General features: G+C 70.8%; 20 protein-coding genes. 10 read left to right on the forward strand and 10 right to left on the reverse strand.

Annotated features, from left to right (window positions below; genetic code table 11):
- Positions 1–20: 20 nt before the first annotated feature.
- Entirely contained in the window at positions 21–461 is a 441-nt protein-coding gene (mce, locus tag VFV67_RS05370; protein WP_326467658.1) for a methylmalonyl-CoA epimerase, read from the reverse strand.
- Positions 462–593: 132 nt separating this feature from the next.
- Between mce and VFV67_RS05375 the strand changes: the two genes are divergently transcribed.
- The 3 genes from VFV67_RS05375 (at position 594) to VFV67_RS05385 (ending at position 3,346) form a co-directional block, all read left to right on the forward strand.
- Positions 594–1,781 carry an acetyl-CoA C-acetyltransferase gene (locus VFV67_RS05375; RefSeq protein ID WP_326467660.1) on the forward strand — a complete coding sequence of 396 codons (1,188 nt, stop codon included), beginning with the start codon at positions 594–596 and terminating at the stop codon, positions 1,779–1,781.
- 13 nt (positions 1,782–1,794) lie between these two features.
- Positions 1,795–2,736, forward strand: a complete 942-nt coding sequence (gene meaB / locus VFV67_RS05380; protein ID WP_326467661.1) for a methylmalonyl Co-A mutase-associated GTPase MeaB — start codon at positions 1,795–1,797, stop codon at positions 2,734–2,736.
- A 64-nt stretch (positions 2,737–2,800) separates the two neighbouring features.
- Complete coding sequence (locus VFV67_RS05385; protein ID WP_326467662.1) at positions 2,801–3,346, forward strand: hypothetical protein; 546 nt, start codon at positions 2,801–2,803, stop codon at positions 3,344–3,346.
- Here VFV67_RS05385 and VFV67_RS05390 read toward each other — a convergent pair.
- The 7 genes from VFV67_RS05390 to VFV67_RS05420 all read right to left on the reverse strand — a co-directional run bounded on the left by VFV67_RS05390 (position 3,343) and on the right by VFV67_RS05420 (position 9,049).
- Positions 3,343–3,717: a PIN domain-containing protein gene (locus VFV67_RS05390; protein WP_326467664.1), complete on the reverse strand. Its 375-nt coding sequence runs from the start codon at positions 3,715–3,717 to the stop codon at positions 3,343–3,345. The two genes, VFV67_RS05385 and VFV67_RS05390, sit on opposite strands and share 4 nt — an antisense overlap.
- Before the next feature lie 17 nt (positions 3,718–3,734).
- Positions 3,735–4,010, reverse strand: a complete 276-nt coding sequence (locus VFV67_RS05395) for an AbrB/MazE/SpoVT family DNA-binding domain-containing protein (RefSeq protein WP_326467666.1) — start codon at positions 4,008–4,010, stop codon at positions 3,735–3,737.
- A gap of 81 nt (positions 4,011–4,091) precedes the next feature.
- Positions 4,092–5,069 carry an ABC transporter substrate-binding protein gene (locus VFV67_RS05400; protein ID WP_326467667.1) on the reverse strand — a complete coding sequence of 326 codons (978 nt, stop codon included), beginning with the start codon at positions 5,067–5,069 and terminating at the stop codon, positions 4,092–4,094.
- A gap of 15 nt (positions 5,070–5,084) precedes the next feature.
- Positions 5,085–6,128 (reverse strand): ABC transporter permease, encoded by a 1,044-nt coding sequence (locus VFV67_RS05405; protein WP_326467669.1) that lies wholly within the window; start codon positions 6,126–6,128, stop codon positions 5,085–5,087.
- Between the two features lie 172 nt (positions 6,129–6,300).
- Positions 6,301–7,071 (reverse strand): ATP-binding cassette domain-containing protein, encoded by a 771-nt coding sequence (locus VFV67_RS05410; RefSeq protein ID WP_326467671.1) that lies wholly within the window; start codon positions 7,069–7,071, stop codon positions 6,301–6,303.
- A complete protein-coding gene (locus VFV67_RS05415; protein ID WP_326467672.1) occupies positions 7,068–8,066 on the reverse strand; it encodes a class I mannose-6-phosphate isomerase in 999 nt (332 codons plus the stop codon). Before VFV67_RS05415 ends, VFV67_RS05410 begins: the two co-directional genes overlap by 4 nt.
- Positions 8,063–9,049 (reverse strand): LacI family DNA-binding transcriptional regulator, encoded by a 987-nt coding sequence (locus VFV67_RS05420; RefSeq protein WP_326467832.1) that lies wholly within the window; start codon positions 9,047–9,049, stop codon positions 8,063–8,065. The genes VFV67_RS05415 and VFV67_RS05420 overlap by 4 nt, the downstream gene beginning before the upstream one ends.
- Before the next feature lie 243 nt (positions 9,050–9,292).
- Between VFV67_RS05420 and VFV67_RS05425 the strand changes: the two genes are divergently transcribed.
- Together VFV67_RS05425 and VFV67_RS05430 are read left to right on the forward strand one after the other, a co-directional pair.
- Positions 9,293–10,207: an ABC transporter ATP-binding protein gene (locus VFV67_RS05425; RefSeq protein ID WP_326467673.1), complete on the forward strand. Its 915-nt coding sequence runs from the start codon at positions 9,293–9,295 to the stop codon at positions 10,205–10,207.
- A gap of 94 nt (positions 10,208–10,301) precedes the next feature.
- Positions 10,302–11,348 (forward strand): ABC transporter permease, encoded by a 1,047-nt coding sequence (locus tag VFV67_RS05430; protein WP_326467674.1) that lies wholly within the window; start codon positions 10,302–10,304, stop codon positions 11,346–11,348.
- A gap of 54 nt (positions 11,349–11,402) precedes the next feature.
- Here the strand turns inward: VFV67_RS05430 and VFV67_RS05435 are convergent, their stop codons facing one another.
- Together VFV67_RS05435 and VFV67_RS05440 are read right to left on the reverse strand one after the other, a co-directional pair.
- On the reverse strand, positions 11,403–12,185 hold the full coding sequence (locus VFV67_RS05435) for a sigma factor (protein WP_326467675.1): 783 nt from the start codon (positions 12,183–12,185) through the stop codon (positions 11,403–11,405).
- Between the two features lie 50 nt (positions 12,186–12,235).
- Positions 12,236–12,739, reverse strand: a complete 504-nt coding sequence (locus VFV67_RS05440) for a MarR family transcriptional regulator (RefSeq protein ID WP_326467677.1) — start codon at positions 12,737–12,739, stop codon at positions 12,236–12,238.
- Positions 12,740–12,779: 40 nt separating this feature from the next.
- Between VFV67_RS05440 and VFV67_RS05445 the strand changes: the two genes are divergently transcribed.
- The 5 genes from VFV67_RS05445 to VFV67_RS05465 all read left to right on the forward strand — a co-directional run bounded on the left by VFV67_RS05445 (position 12,780) and on the right by VFV67_RS05465 (position 15,643).
- Positions 12,780–13,082 (forward strand): MTH1187 family thiamine-binding protein, encoded by a 303-nt coding sequence (locus tag VFV67_RS05445; RefSeq protein ID WP_326467679.1) that lies wholly within the window; start codon positions 12,780–12,782, stop codon positions 13,080–13,082.
- 19 nt (positions 13,083–13,101) lie between these two features.
- Positions 13,102–13,995, forward strand: coding sequence for an SCO6745 family protein (locus VFV67_RS05450; RefSeq protein ID WP_326467680.1), 894 nt, complete (start codon positions 13,102–13,104; stop codon positions 13,993–13,995).
- 63 nt (positions 13,996–14,058) lie between these two features.
- Positions 14,059–14,199: a hypothetical protein gene (locus tag VFV67_RS05455; protein ID WP_326467682.1), complete on the forward strand. Its 141-nt coding sequence runs from the start codon at positions 14,059–14,061 to the stop codon at positions 14,197–14,199.
- 12 nt (positions 14,200–14,211) lie between these two features.
- A complete protein-coding gene (locus VFV67_RS05460; RefSeq protein WP_326467684.1) occupies positions 14,212–14,631 on the forward strand; it encodes a hypothetical protein in 420 nt (139 codons plus the stop codon).
- Positions 14,632–14,662: 31 nt separating this feature from the next.
- On the forward strand, positions 14,663–15,643 hold the full coding sequence (locus VFV67_RS05465; protein WP_326467687.1) for a tetratricopeptide repeat protein: 981 nt from the start codon (positions 14,663–14,665) through the stop codon (positions 15,641–15,643).
- The last annotated feature ends 22 nt before the right edge of the window (positions 15,644–15,665 follow it).

The following is a 15,665-nucleotide window of genomic DNA, read 5'->3' on the forward strand; positions in this document are numbered from 1 at the left end:
GGCCTGCACCACGCCGGGTTTTACGAGGCGGGCTGCACCAGTTCGATCAGGACACCGCCGGTGTCCTTGGGGTGCACGAAGTTCGTCCGGCTGTTCGCCGTGCCGCGCTTGGCGTGCTCGTAGAGCACCCGCATTCCCTTGGCACGCAACACTTCCGCCGCGGCCTCGACATCGGTGACGCGGACCGCGACCTGCTGGACGCCGGGCCCCTTGCGGTCCAGGAACCTCCCGATGGTGGTGTCCGGCGCGAGCGGCGCGAGCAGTTGCACGACTGCGCCCGCGGACTCGTCGCCCGGCGCACGCATCATCGCCTCGCGAACGCCCTGCTCCTCGTTGGTCTCCGTATGGGCCAACTCGAAACCCAGGACGTCGCGATAGAACGCGATCGCCTCGTCGAGGTCCGGCACGGCGATGCCGACGTGGTCGATGGCGGTCACGAACGGCTTCAGGGAGTCGTTCATTCGTTGAGAATACGCCTGGCTACCGGGCGGTAACTTCTCCTGTGCGGTCACTCACACAGGCACGGTCGATGAATCGGTTCCGCGGGTATGGTTCAGGTTAACGCCCGTTATTCAGTTGCCAGTGGAGGCGCTGTGTCCGGATCCGTCATCCTCGCCGGGGCCCGCACCCCGATCGGCCGCCTGCTCGGCTCCCTCAAGGACTTCTCCGGCGCCCAGCTCGGCGGGATCGCCATCAAGGCGGCGCTGGAGCGGGCCGGGGTGCGGCCGGAACAGGTCCAGTACACGATCATGGGCCAGGTGCTCACCGCGGGCGCCGGGCAGATCCCGGCCCGACAGGCCGCGGTGGCCGCCGGCATCCCGATGGACGTGCCCGCGCTGACCGTCAACAAGGTCTGCCTGTCCGGTTTGGACGCCATCGCCCTTGCCGACCAACTCATCCGGGCCGGCGAGTTCGACCTCGTGGTGGCCGGCGGCCAGGAGTCGATGACCGCGGCGCCGCACCTGCTGCCCAAGTCCCGGTCCGGCTTCAAGTACGGCGATGTGTCGATGGTCGACCACATGGCCTACGACGGGCTGTTCTGCGCGTTCGACCAGGTGGCCATGGGCGCCTCGACGGAGAAGTACAACGCGCGCTACGGCCTGACCCGGGCCGAGCAGGACGAGTTCGCCGCCGCGTCGCACCAGCGGGCCGCGGCCGCGATCAAGGAGGGCCGGTTCGCCGACGAGATCGCGCCGGTGAGCATCCCCCAGCGCAAGGGTGACCCGATCGTGTTCGACACCGACGAGGGCGTGCGCGCGGACACCACGGCCGAGGGGCTGGCCAAGCTGCGCGCGGCGTTCGCCGCGGACGGCACGATCACCGCAGGCTCGGCGTCGCAGATCTCCGACGGCGCCGCCGCCGTGGTGGTCGCCAGCCGGGCCAAGGCCGAGGAACTGGGCCTGTCCTGGATCGCCGAGATCGGCGCGCACGGCGTGGTGGCCGGGCCGGACGCCAGCCTGCACGAGCAGCCGTCCAACGCGATCCGCGCGGCGCTCACCCGGGCCGGGCTCACCCCGGCCGACCTGGACCTGGTCGAGATCAACGAGGCGTTCGCCGCGGTCGGCGTGGTGTCCACCCGGCAGCTCGGCCTCGACCCGTCGATCGTCAACGCCGACGGCGGGGCGATCGCGCTCGGCCACCCGATCGGCGCCTCCGGCGCCCGGCTGGTCCTGCACCTGGCCTACGAACTGCGCCGGCGCGGTGGCGGCCTCGGCGCGGCGGGCCTGTGCGGCGGCGGCGGCCAGGGCGACGCCCTGCTCCTCCGCGTGCCGAAGGCCTGATACAACGGCGGCCATGCCGATCGACGTCACCGCGCTGGTCGAGCAGGCGCGGGCCGGTCAGCCGCTCGCGGTGGCCCGGCTGATCTCCCTGGTCGAGGAGGCCAGCCCGCACCTGCGCTCGATCGTGACCGCGCTCGCCCCGCTGACCGGCCGCGCCCGCGTCCTCGGTCTCACCGGCCCGCCCGGCGTCGGCAAGTCCACCGCCACCTCGGCCCTGATCACCGCCTTGCGGGCCCGCGGCCAGCGCATCGGCGTGCTCGCCATCGACCCCTCGTCGCCCTTCTCCGGCGGCGCCCTGCTCGGCGACCGCATCCGCATGCACGACCACGCCACCGATCCCGACGTCTTCATCCGCTCGATGGCCACCCGCGGCCAACTCGGCGGCCTCGCCCTCGCCACCCCCCAGGCGGTGCGCGTCCTCGACGCCGCGGGCTACGACGTGATCCTGATCGAAACCGTCGGTGTCGGACAGTCCGAAGTGGACATCGTGTCCCTCGCGGACACCACCCTGGTCCTGCTCGCTCCCGGGCTTGGCGACGGCATCCAAGCCGCCAAGGCCGGCATCCTCGAAATCGCCGACATCTTCGTGGTCAACAAGTCCGACCGCCCCGGCGCCGACCAGACCGCCCGCGACCTCACCCACATGATCTCCTTGGGCCGCAAGGAAATCACCGGCCCCCGCTGGCGTCCCCCGGTCATCTCCACGATCGCCGCCACGCACACCGGCATCGACGACCTGGTATCCGCCATCGACACCCACCACGCCTGGCTCACCACCCACGCCGAACTCGACGCCCGGCGCACCCACCGGGCCGCCGCCGAGATCGAAGCCCTCGCCCTCGCCACCCTCCGCTCCCGGCTCACCGAAACCAACACCCTGCCCAACCTGGCCGAACAGGTGGCCGCAGGCGACCTCGACCCCTACACCGCCGCCGACCACCTCATCAATCCCTGACGGGAGCCCGACGAGTTGGCGGTTACGGGTCCACCGGGTCGGCGAAGTCCAGTAGGTTCCCGGAGTGACCACCGCACCACCGGAACCCGTTGTCATCGACCTGGTTGCCCGGTTCGGGCGCCTGATCCTGATCACCGGCGCGCTCCTGGTGCTGATCGGCCTCGGTTCCGTTGCCGCGATCTTCCTTCCCGGGCTCGACGCCGTCGCGCAGATCACCCTGGTCGGGGCCGGGCTGGTGATCGGCGGACTCGGGGTCGCCCTGCTCACCATGCTGCGGAACCGGCCGAGGGCGGCCATCCTCGTGGATCCCGTCGGCCTCACCCTTGATCGCCCGGAAGGCGCCGCCATCCTCAACTGGGACGACCTGGCATCGTTCGAGATCCTCCGCCAGCGCGGCAGCACGGACTTCTACCACGTGAAGTTCCGCCCCAGCACGGAGGTTTTCGCCGCCGCCCATCCCGAACTCGCCGACCTCCGCGAGGCCGACGCCTACCGCTACAACATCGGCCCCTACCGCGCATCCGCCCGCCGACTCGAAGCCGCCGTCATCCGGTTCCGCCCCGAACTGCGACTCGGCATCCGCACCCTTGGCTGGTCGGAACGGCCCTAAGCCCCCAGCACCTGTACCCGGTTGTCCACGTCAGCCCAGCGTTTGTCCGCGGTCAACACGGACTCGGCGTCGTCCACGATTGCCGTTGCGATCACCAGAGCATCCGGCAACCGCAACGATCGGTGTCGAGCGCGCAGCCGCGCGGCCGCCACGGCGACGTCACTGTCGATCACGCGAACATCCCCGAACAGCCGGCGGAGTTCATGGCGCCGCGCCGATGCGGCCGCGTCGCTGTGCCGGGTAGCGCCAACCAGAACCTCGGAAAGCACGCTGGCGGGCAACGAGAAGTCCAGACCTGCCTCGATGCCGGATCGGAGAACATCGAGGGTGGCGGTGTGATGGGGATCGTTCGAGTCGAAGAGCGCGATCACCAGGCTCGAGTCGAGGACTACCGTTCCCACTCATTCCTCAGCTCTTCGAGGTTGGTCAGCTCTGCAAGTCCGGGCATGGACCCGGCGATCTCCTCGAGCAGGTCGAGTCGGGGGTCGCGGTAGCGGACCAGGCGGAGGACGCCGTCGCCTTCGACTTCGACCTGAAGGATGTCACCGGACTTCACGTGGGCGGCGGCAAGGGCGGCGACCGGGAGGGTCACCTGGTTCTTGCTGCTGACCTTGGTCCGGCGCGGCGGCGGGTCGTCTCCGTCGTGCTTTACTGCTGCGGGCATGAGTAAAGGTTAGGGCAGGCCGGGTCGGGGGGCCAGTCCGGTGGCCGCGGCGCGGCCACCGGACTGGGCGAGTGGAGTGGGTCAGCAGTTGGTCTTGTAGAAGTACTTCTCGTTGGCGGTCATGTTCTCTTTGGTGATGGCGACGAGGGGGGCCTCGATGTTGCGCTGGACGGACTTTCCCTCGATCTGGGCGACGGCCTGCTTGACGCCTTCGCGGCCGATGGTGGCGGGGTCCTGGGCGATGAGGCCCTGGAACTCGCCGGCCTTGAGGCCTTCGACCTCGGTGGGGCTGGCGTCGAAGCCGACCAGGTTGACCGCGCCGATCTTGTTGGCGTTGCGCAGGCCGGTGGCGGCGCCTTCGCCGGTGTTGAGGTTGGTGGCGAAGATGCCGATCAGGTCGGGTTTGGCGGCCAGCGCCGCGGTGACCTTGGAGGCGGCCTGGTCGGGTTCGTTCTGGGTGAACTCGACGCCGCCGGACTTGAGGCTGGGGAACTTCTTCAGCTCGTCCTCGAAGCCCTTGGCCCTGGCGTTGGTGGTGGACGTGCCGGCGATGGTGTCGAGGATCAGCACGGTTCCGGACTTGCCCGCGGTCAGCTGCGCGATGGTCTGGGCGGCGAGGCGGCCGCCCTGCTCGTTGTTCGAGGTCACCGTGGAGACGGCGACGGAGGTGTCCTGCAGGGCGGTGTCCACCTCAACGACGACCACGCCCTGCGCCTTGACCTGTTTGATCGGCTCGGTCATGGCCACGTCGTCGGTCGGCGCGATGAGCAGGCCGGCCGGCTTGTTGGCGGCGAGCGCGGTGACGATCGGCTCCTGCAGGGTGGCGTCGAACTTGGCCGGCGCGTTGGTCTGCAGGGTGTAGCCGGCGTTGCGCGCCTCCTCCTCGGCACCGCACTGCATGGAGATGTAGAACGGCTCGTTCTGCACGCCGGGAACGAGGACGAGCTGCTTGTTGCCGCCGTCGCCACTCGGGTTCTCGCCGGCCACCTGCCCGCCGCCACACCCGGCGAGCACCACCACCGCGCCGATGGCGGTCCCTACGATTCGTGCGGTCCTCATTGTCCACACCTCCGTTTACCGTTGTCTTGCCCGCCGCCTTCGCTGGTCGAACCACACCGCGGCAACCAGCACCGCGCCGACCGCGATCATCTGCCAGTAGTCCTGCACGTCGACGATGTTGAAACCCTTCTTGAGCACGGCCGGGATGAACACCCCGATCACGGTGCCGAGCATCGTGCCGATCCCGCCGAACAGGCTGGTGCCGCCCATCACCACGGCCGCGATGGCGTTGAGGTTGTCCGTGGTGTGCGCGGCGATCCCGGTGGTGCTGTAGTACGCGAGCGACATGAAACCCGCCGCGCCGGCAAGGAAACCGGTCAGCAGGTACACCCGCACCAGATGCCCGGTCACCCCGATGCCCGCCCGCCGGGCGGCCTCCGCGCTGGAGCCGACCGCGAACGTGTACCGGCCGAACCGGGTGGTGTGCAGCAGCCAGGCGGCGACCAGCGTGATCAGCGCGGCGACGATCACCAGGTTCGGGATGCCGCCGAACGAGGTTCCCGAGCCCAGCCACCGTTTCAGCGCGGTCGGCACGCTCCGGATGTCCGAGCCGTCGTTGATCAGACTGGCGGCGCCGAGTGCCGCGCCGAGCGAGCCGAGCGTCACGATCAGCGACGGGATGCGCGCCCTGGCGATCAGCAAACCGTTGACCAGACCCCAGAACGCGCCGGAGGCGAGCGCAACCAGTAACCCGACGATGATCACGCCCCAGCCGGCGTTGATCGCGCTGCCGTTGGGGGACAAGGCGTTCATCGTCTTCGCCGACACCATGCCGGAGAAGATCAGCACCGAGCCGACGGACAGGTCGATGCCGCCGGTGATGATCACGAAGGTCATCCCGACGGACAGCACCAGCAGCACCGCGGTCTCGATGGCCAGCCGCTGGAAGTTGAACACGGTGGGGAAGGCGTCCGGCCGCAGCACGCTGAACACCGCGATCAACGCCAGCAGCACCAGCGCGATCCAGAACGTGTTCGCGGCAAGGATCCGCGCCCCCAGCCGGCGTTGCGGCACCGCGGGCGCCTCCGGCGTCTCCGGCGGCGAAACCTTGGTGGTCATGCCCGGTCCGCCTCTCCGGAATTAACTCCTGTGGTCACGTCGGGTCGGGACCATCGAGTTCGGCGTGTTCCGGTGGCTGGGTTGCGTTCCGTTCCCCTTAGGTGCGGTTGGCGGCCACGCGGCTCGAACAGGCTCCGCACGCAGCGGCGACGTGAGATCGACCCAAGGGGTGTCATGCCGCGTCCTCCTGGGTCAGGGCGCCGGTCATGGCACCGACCAGGTCCTCCAGGGTGGCGTCCGCGGCGGTGAACCGGGCCACCCGCCGGCCGAGGCGCAGTACCTCCACCCGGTCCGACACGGCGAGCACTTCGGGCATGTTGTGGCTGATCAGCACGACCGCGATGCCCTCGTCGCGCACCCGGCGGATCACGTCGAGCACCCGTTCCCGCTGCACCACGCCCAAGGCCGCGGTCGGCTCGTCCATGAACACCACCTTGCTCGCCCACACCACCGACCTGGCCACCGCGACGCTCTGCCGCTGCCCGCCGGACAGTGACCCGATCGGCACGTCCATGTCCTGCAACTGGATGCCGAGCCGGTCGAACTCGGACCGGGCCCGGCGGCGCATCTCGGCCTTGTCGAGCATGCCGAGCATGCCGAGCAGCCCCGGCCGGTACAGCTCCCGGCCCAGGAACAGGTTCGCGGCCGGATCCAGGTCGGGGGCCACCGCAAGGTCCTGGTACACGGTCTCGATGCCGGCCCGCCGCGCGGCGGTGGGCGAGCTGAACCACACCGGCGCGCCGTCGAACCGGATCGTGCCGGCCGAGGCCTGCTCGGCGCCGACCATGCACTTGACCAAAGTGGACTTTCCGGCGCCGTTGTCGCCGATCAGGGCCACCACCTCGCCGGCCCGCACGTCGAACGACGCACCGCGCAGCGCCTCGACCGACCCGTAGTGCTTGACGATGCCCACCGCTTCGAGCACCGGCTCGTCCGAGGTCATCGCGGACCACCGGGCGGCAGGCAGCGGATCGCCACCAGGTCACCGACGATCGCCGTGCTGCCGGCGGCGTGCGGCACGACCACGGTGTCGCCCTTGCGCAACGCCATTCGCTCACCGTCCTCAGTGGTCAGCTCGGCCGCGCCGGACAGCACGACCAGCACGGCGAACCCGGGTTCGCAGCGCACGCCGGACCGCGCGTCGATCCGCTGGGCCCGGAAGAACGGGTCAACGGCCGGGCCGAACAGCTCCACCACCGGCCCGTCCCCGGCCGGATGCCGGATCAGCCCGGCCACCCGCTCCGCCGCCCAGCCGGACCGGTCCACGCAGCCGAGCGCGGTCTCGTAGCCCACGCCGAGATGCCCGCCGTCGGCGCTGTCCAGGAACCCGGTCCACTCCAGCATCACCGACAGGTCGGTGGGCTGCTGCAACTCGACGATGAACACCCCGGCGCCGATCGCGTGCGGCAGCCCGGCCGGCACGAACACCGTGTCACCGGCCCGAACCGGCAGCGCGTTCAGCGCGTCGAGCATGCCCGGCGTGTCCTGCCGGCGCACCCACTCGGCGACCGCGTCGGCCGAGGCGTCCTCGCGGAATCCGATGTGGACGGTCGGGTCCGGTGTGGTGGTGCCGACCACGATCCACGCCTCGGTCTTGCCGTACCGGGAGCCGAGATGCGCCTTGGCCCACTCGTCGGACGGATGGCAGTGCACCGGCAGCCGCTGCCCGGCGTCGAGCAGCTTCACCAGCAGTGCCGGTTCGTCGCCGCGGTCCGGACCGAGCCAGCTCACCGGGTCGGCGCGCACCGCGTCGCGCAGCCAGCGGCCGTCCGGCAGCGCGGAGAGCCCGGCCAGCGGCTCACCGAACAGCGTGGTGCACGAGGCCACCCAGTCCTCCGGGCCGTACTCGGCCGGCGCACCACCGCGCAGCGTCGCGATCTCCGCGCCGCCCCGGTAGAACCGCGGCGGCTGGTTGGCCGCAAGTCGCACCGGCATCATGACGGCTCCACCTCACCCGATCCGCGCGGCACCAGGTGCACCGGCAGCATCAGCCGGCGGGGCGGCGAGGTGTCGCCGTTCAGCCGGGCGAACAACAACTCGGCGGCGGCCCGGCCGAGCGTCCCCGGCTGCAGGGACACCACGCTGACCGGCGGGTCGAGCAGGTCGGCAAGTTCGAAGTCGTCGAAGCCGACCAGCGCGGGCCGGCCGGTGCCGCCGGCCACGGCCCGCAGCACGTGCACCGTGATCCGGTTGTTCCCGGTCAGCACGGCGGTGGCCGCGGACCGGCCGGCCAGGACACGGTCCAGCGTGGCCCGCACGCTCGGCCCGGTGTGCGGGCCCATCGCGACCAGTTCGGCGTCGTACGGGATGCCGGCCTTGGCGCAGCCCTCCCGGAACCCGCGCAGCCGTTCGGCGGCGGTGAAGATGTCCGGTGCGTCGCCGAGGAACGCGATCCGGCGGTGGCCGTGCGCGGCCAGGTGCGCCACGGCCGCCGCGGCACCTTCGATGTTGTCCACCAGCACGGTGTCGGCCAGCACGTCGCCGGGCGGCCGGTCGACGAACACCACCGGCATCCCGGAGGTGATCTCCGGCATCAGGTAGCCGTGCCGCAGCCCGGCCGGCACCACGATCAGCCCGTCCACCCGGCGGGCGCAGAACTCCAGCGCCAGCTCCCGTTCCCGGTCCGGGTCCTCGTCCGAGGACCCGGTGAGCACCTGCCGGCCGAAGCCGCGGGCCACCTCCTCGACCGCGCGGGTGAGCCCCGAGTAGAACGGGTTGCCCACATCCTCGAGCACCAGGCCGATTGTTCCGGTGGACGAGCCCCGGCGCAGGTTCAGCGCTCCAAGGTTGCGCCGGAACCCCAGCCGGTCGATCGCGGCCAGCACCCGCTTCGCGGTGTCGGCGTGCACCCCCGGCTCGGCGTTGACCACCCGGGACACGGTCTTGATGCTGACCCCGGCCAGCCGGGCGACGTCGCTCATCGTCGCACGCCGGTTGGACAACGTTGTCATGATGCCGGCGATCACACACCTTGGTGGCGCGCGTTGTCAATGGGCCTGCCGACCTTTACGGCGTCGCATATTCGCACCATGGTGACTCAGGTGGTCACTTCCTACCGACAAGGTTGTCAACGATCCTGGCCAGGCGCGGAACCGCGACCCGCCGGAGCCGGCCGAACGGGACGGAGCACGTGTTCGCGATCACGGCCGTATAGGGTCGCGCCCGTGACAGCAACGGGGGCCGCGGCAGTCGTCGCGACGGATGTGCACAAGGCATACGGCGATCTGAAGGCCGTAGACGGGGTGTCGTTCGAGGTGGCCGAGGGAGAGTTCTTCGGCATCCTCGGCCCGAACGGCGCCGGCAAGACCACCATCCTGGAGATCATCGAGGGGCTGCGGGAGCCGGACCGCGGCGAGATCCGGCTGCTCGGCGAGTCGCCGTGGCCGCGCAAGATGGCGCTGTTGCCCCGGATCGGGGTGCAGCTGCAGGCCTCGTCGTTCTTCGAGAAGCTGACCGCCCGGGAGCAGCTGGCCACGTTCGGCTCGCTGTACGGGGTCGGCGCGGCGAAGGTGACCGACATGCTCGAGCTGGTCGGGCTCACGGACAAGGCGGACACCCGGGAGGACAAGCTCTCCGGCGGCCAGCGGCAGCGGCTGTCCATCGCCTGCGCCCTGGTACACGACCCGGACGTGGTGTTCCTGGACGAGCCGACCGCGGCGCTGGATCCGCAGGCCCGGCGCAACCTGTGGGACGTGCTGCGGGCGATCCAGGACCGCGGCAAGACGATCGTCTACACCACGCACTACCTCGACGAGGCCGAGATCCTGTGCGACCGGGTGGCGATCATGGACCACGGCCGGATCCTCGCCATGGACAGCCCGGCCAGCCTGGTGCGCGGGCTGGACGCGCCGACCCGGGTGCAGCTCGAACCCGGCGTGCTGCCGGCCGGGGAGGCCGAGCAGCTGCCCGGCGCGGACGAGGTGAGCGCCGACGACGCCGCGCTGACCATCATCACCCGGTCGCCGGCCAAGCTCCTCGGCGCCCTGTCCGAACGCGGCGCCCTCGGCGGGCTCCAGGTTCGCACGGCCACCCTGGAGGACGTCTTCCTGCAGCTGACCGGACGGGAGTACCGGGCATGAGCGAGCTTGCGAGCGAATCCATGGACACTGCCCCGCCGCCGAGCTTGCGAGGCGGCGGGGGCTGCCGGCACCGAGCTTGCGAGGTGACGGTCTCATGACGGCCTTCAAGAGTTTGTCGGTGGCGATGGCCAAGGGGTTCTTCCGGGACAAGGCCACGCTGTTCTTCACGTTCGTCTTCCCGTTGATGTTCCTGGTGGTGTTCGGCCTGATCTTCCGGGACGCCGGCTCGGAGAAGATCGAGATCGCGGTGGTCGGCAACGGCACGGTGATCGAGAACCTCGAGCGGAACCCCGCGGTCGATCCGCAGCGCTTCGACGACCTGGACGCCGCCGTGCAGAAGGTGCGCGACGGTGACCTGCCGGCCGTGGTGGCCGAACAGGGCGACCAGGTCACGGTGCGGTTCGCGGCCAGCGACCAGGCCATGGCCGGCGTCGTGAACGGTCTGGTCGGCAGTGTGGTGGCCGGAGCCAACCAGCAGGCGACCGGGCAGCCGCCGCGCTACACGATCGAGGCCGAGCAGGTCGAGGACGAATCGCTGGACGCGATTCAGTTCCTCACGCCGGGGATCATGTCCTGGGGCATCGCGGTCACCGCCGTGTTCGGCTCCGCGCTGACCCTGGTCTCCTGGCGGCGCAAGCAGGTGCTGCGCCGGCTGCGGTTAGCCCCGGTCGGCGTCCCCCCGCTGCTCACCGCCCGGGTCTCGGTGACCATCGCGATCGCGGTGGTGCAGGCCCTGATCTTCGTCGGGGTCGGGCTGCTGCCGGTCTTCGGCCTGCAGTTGACCGGCACCTGGTGGCTGTCCATCCCGGTGTTCCTGTGCGGGGTCCTGGCGTTCTTCTCGATCGGCATGCTGGTCGGCGCGTTCGCCAAGACCGAGGAGGCGGCCACCGCCGCGGCCAACATCGTGGTGCTGCCGATGGCGTTCCTGTCCGGCACGTTCTTCCCGATCGACCAGACCCCGGACTGGGTGCAGACCGTCTCGAAGGTCCTTCCGCTGCGCCACATGAACGACGGCGTCATGGACTTCATGGTCCGCGGCCGCCCGATCAGCGCCATGTGGGTCCCGTGCCTGATCCTGCTCGCCTTCGCCGTGGTGATCGGCTTCATCGCCGCCCGGGTGTTCCGCTGGGAGGACAACTAGGGCTGATCGGGCCGGCCGCGCGCCGCGGCCGGCCCGATCAGACCCCCAGTTGGATCAGCGGATCGGGATGGCGTCCTCGGCGTCGAACCAGGTGGCCGGATCGGTGGCGTTCGCGGCCGGCCGGATCGCCGCCAAGCGGTTCTCGATCAGTGTGGGTCGCATCGACGGTGGACCACCTTCCGGCAGGTCGATCTTCATGTGCGGCATCGCCGCGATCTCGACCATCCCGTTGGGACCGCTCAGCAGGACGGACGCGTAGGCCGTGCCGTCGGCCGGCATGCCGTTGTGCACGTCGACCGGCTGCAGACCGGGCGGCAGGTGGCCGATCCGGAACGGCATGCGCACCGGCGTGGTCCGGTCGAACCGCACCGCACGGGCGATCCGCGGCAGGATCTCCCGGGGATCGTTCGCGCGGCCACGCGGATCCACGTCGAACACGGTCCCACGAGTTCGGGGCGTACTCCCAGGCGACGGTGGGGCCACCCGGATCGGGAGGCTGTAGTAGAGCCGTTCGGCGCCGGGGCGGATGTAGACGTGCTGCCGGCCTTCCACCCGGGTGTCGAACAGCACCGTGCAACCGCGGCCGATCCGGGGCGGAGGGTCGGCATGCGGCACGATCCGGGACCAGCGCCGCCGCCAGGACAGGTACTCGTTGACGATCATGCGGCGGACGTGGTGCTCGGGCGAGTCCAGCGCGCCCACCTTCGCCCACCGCTGGTGCACCCGCAGCAGCACCTCCTGGACCACGTCCTCGGCCAGCCGTCGGTCACCGGTGAGCACCACGGCGAACCGCAGCAGCGCGGGGAGACTGGCCGAGGCGAACTCCTGGAACGTCATGCGTCACCTCCGGTGACTACACGCGTGCCGCCGCCGAAATGCTGTGCGGGTCAGTCGGTGAAGTCGCCCGCGGCCTTGCGGACCTTGGCCAGCAGCTCGGTGAGCTGGGCGGTCTGCCGGTCGGTGAGGCCGCGCAGGCCGAAGTCCACGGCGGTGACCGCTGCGGTGGCCGCCGTCATCCGCTCGCGGCCCAGCTCGGTGATCTCGGCCAGGGTGGTGCGCCGGTCGGTGGGGTGCGGGGTGCGCTTGACCAGACCGTCGCCCTCCAGCCGGTCCACGATGTTGGTGACGCTGGTCGGGTGCAGCTGCAGCCGGTCGCCCATCACCCGCATCGGCAGGCTGCCGCGCTTGGCGAAGGTCAGCAACACCAGCGCCTCGTACCGGGCGAAGGTCAGGCCGTGCGGGCGAAGCGCGGTGTCCACGGCGGACTGCAGCACCTGCTGCACCCGCATGATGCTGGTGACCGCGGCCATCGTGGTCGGCTCGCCGATCCGTTCCGCCCACAGCTCGGCCGCGCGCACGATCGGATCGAACGGCAGAGGTCGCGGGCTCATGGGGGTTGAAATTACCAGTGGGTACCGCAAGGGTGCGTGCATGCTGATCGCGTTCAGTGTCAGCCCGGTCGGCGGCGACTCGGAGAGCGTGGGCAAGGCGGTCGCCGACGCCGTGCGGGTGGTCCGGGAATCGGGGTTGCCCAATGAGACCTCGGCCATGTTCACCACGATCGAGGCGGCGACCTGGGATGAGGCCATGGCCGTGGTGAAGCGCGCGACGGAGGCGGTCGCCGCGCACGCCGCCCGGGTCAGCCTCGTGCTCAAGGCCGACATCCGACCCGGTCACACCGGTCAGCTCCGCGCCAAGGTCGAGCGGGTCGAGCGGTACCTGACCGAGGAGTAGCCGGATTAGGGTGACCGGCATGGACTTCGACGCGCGGGCGATGTGGGTGCGGTTCGAGACCTACCACGACGTCACCTACTTCACGCCGGAATCCCGGGCCGCCACCGATGCGCTGGGCTGCAAGGGCGGCTGGATGGGCTACTTCGGCATGCGCGCCGCGCCGCTCGGTGCCGCGTCGCCGGAGCTGGTGACCGCGACCTTCTACAACTTCCATCCCAGCAAGGTGTTCCGGGCGATCCCGGACGCCTGGCGGATCGCGCCGGCCGAGGACTACCTGCGGGTCCGGCTGGCCGGCGCGGACGCCGCGTTGCGCCGGATGCTGCCCGCCGACACGCTGCACGGCGCGGAACTGGCCGAGGTCGCGACCCTGGTGCGGGCCGCCGCCGAGCGGGCGCCGACCGCCGGCCGGCCGCTCGCCGCCGGCAACGCTTCGCTGGACTGGCCGGCCGAGCCGCACCTGACGCTGTGGCAGGCCTGCACCCTGCTGCGCGAGTCGCGCGGTGACGGGCACGTGGCCGCGCTGGTCAGCGCCGGCCTCGACCCGTGCGAGACGCTGGTCATGTTCGGTGCCGACCGCGGCCTCGACCCGGGCTACCTGCGCCTGGCCCGCGGCTGGTCGGAGGCGGAGTGGGCGGACGCGCGGGCCCGGCTGGCCGGGCGCGGACTGCTCGACGGCGCCGGCGGGCTCACCGCGTCGGGCGTCGCGCTGCGCGGTTGGGTCGAGGAGCGCACCGACGTCGAGGCCGCCACGCCGTGGCAGGCGATCGGCGCGGCGGACACCGCTCGGGTGGTCGAGTTGCTCACCCCGCTCTCGCTGCACATCGCGCGGACCAACACGGCGATGGCGAACAACCCGATGGGGCTGTCGGCCGTGGCCGAGTTGTCCAGGCCGATGGCCGAGAGGGCAGGCTGAGCTGCCCCAACTGTCACACGCCCGCCGATGCCGCCCCATCGGGCGATCGGCGAAATTGGCCGCATGGAAGCGACTTCGGAACCCGCCCCGGCCGATGACTGGTTGGCCGGCGCCATGATCGAGTTCGGTGGGGAGATCGAGGAGCAGGTCGACTGCCCGTTGGAGGGCCTCGAGTTCGGCGACGAAGCGCCGGCACTGGCCTGAGGAGGCGATGACATGACCCCACCACGTCTCACGTTCGACAAGGAAGAGCTGACCCTCACGCTGAACGGCATCGGCGCCGGGTGGACGTTCGAGCAGTTCGGCCACCTGAGCCTGTTCGACGAGGCCAGCGTGCAGTTTCCGCACAACTGGAGCGAGGATCACATCCGGGTGGCCACCCAGGTGGTGCAGAGCCAGTGGCGGCTGCGCAGCACGACTTTCCTGGAGCAGTCGCTGCAGGCCGGGATCAGCTACAGCCTGGTGGCCGGTGGCAGCGGGCAGATGTCCGCCGACACCGAGCTGATCCAGCATCTGCTGCGCCGGCCGCTGGTGAGCATGGACGGCATCCTGACCGTCAAGCTCGACGGCGAGGCGACCGCCAGCGGGTACTCCGGCAGCTTCTACATCGGGTTGGGGATTCGCGGGCAGTTCTGAGGCGGGGCCCGGGTCATGCCAGGATGGAACCGTGACAAGGCCAGATCCACGTCAAACCGCGGCGTTGTCCGCGGCCCTGTCCCGTGCGGTTGATCTGTCCGCGATCAAGGCCAGGGCGGAGGCAGCGGGCGCGACCACCGGCGGGCAACAGGAACAGCAGTCTTCGGGGGTACACGTCATCGACGTGACCGAGGCCACCTTCCAGACCGAGGTCATCGAGCGATCGTTGCAGGTCCCGGTGATCGTCGACCTGTGGGCGGAATGGTGCGGCCCGTGTAAACAACTGTCGCCGGTGCTCGAGCGCCTGGCCGAGGCCTACGGCGGCGCGTGGCGGCTCGCCAAGATCGACATTGACGCGAACCCGCGGATCGCGCAGCTGTTCGGCGTGCAGTCCATTCCGATGGTCGTGGCCATCGCCGGCGGTCAGCCCGTCGAGGCGTTCGCCGGGGCCCAGCCGGAGCCGCAGATCCGCCAGTGGCTGGACGGCCTGCTGGACGCCCTGCGCGACCGCCTGCCCGGCATCCGCGAAGCCGAGAACGGCGCGGCCCCCGCCGACCCGTCCGCCGCGCCGGACACCGCCGCCGAGCCCGCCGCCGAACCCGAGGACGACCGCTTCACGCTGGCCGAGGACGCCCTCGCCCGCGGCGACTACGCGGCCGCCGAGCAGTCCTATCAGGCCATCCTCGCCGCCGAACCCGGCAACGAGCAGGCCAAGGCGGCGTTGGTGCAGGTCCAGTTCCTCTCCCGCGCCGAGTCCACCGATCCGTCGGTCGTCGTCCGCGCCGACACCTCGCCCGATGACCTCGACGCCCAACTGTCCGCCGCGGACATCGAGATCGCACGTCAGCAGGTCGAGCAGGCCTTCGGCCGGTTGATCGGCGCCGTCCGCCGCACCTCCGGCGACGACCGCGAAAAGGCCCGCACCCACCTGGTCAGCCTGTTCGAGCTCTTCGCCCCCGACGACCCCCGCGTCATGAAGGCCCGCCGCGAACTGGCCAGCGCCCTGTTCTGACTCCACCGCGGACTCGCTGGGT

This window comes from Actinophytocola sp. (assembly GCF_035762905.1).
Classification (GTDB): Bacteria; Actinomycetota; Actinomycetes; order Mycobacteriales; family Pseudonocardiaceae; genus DASYTH01.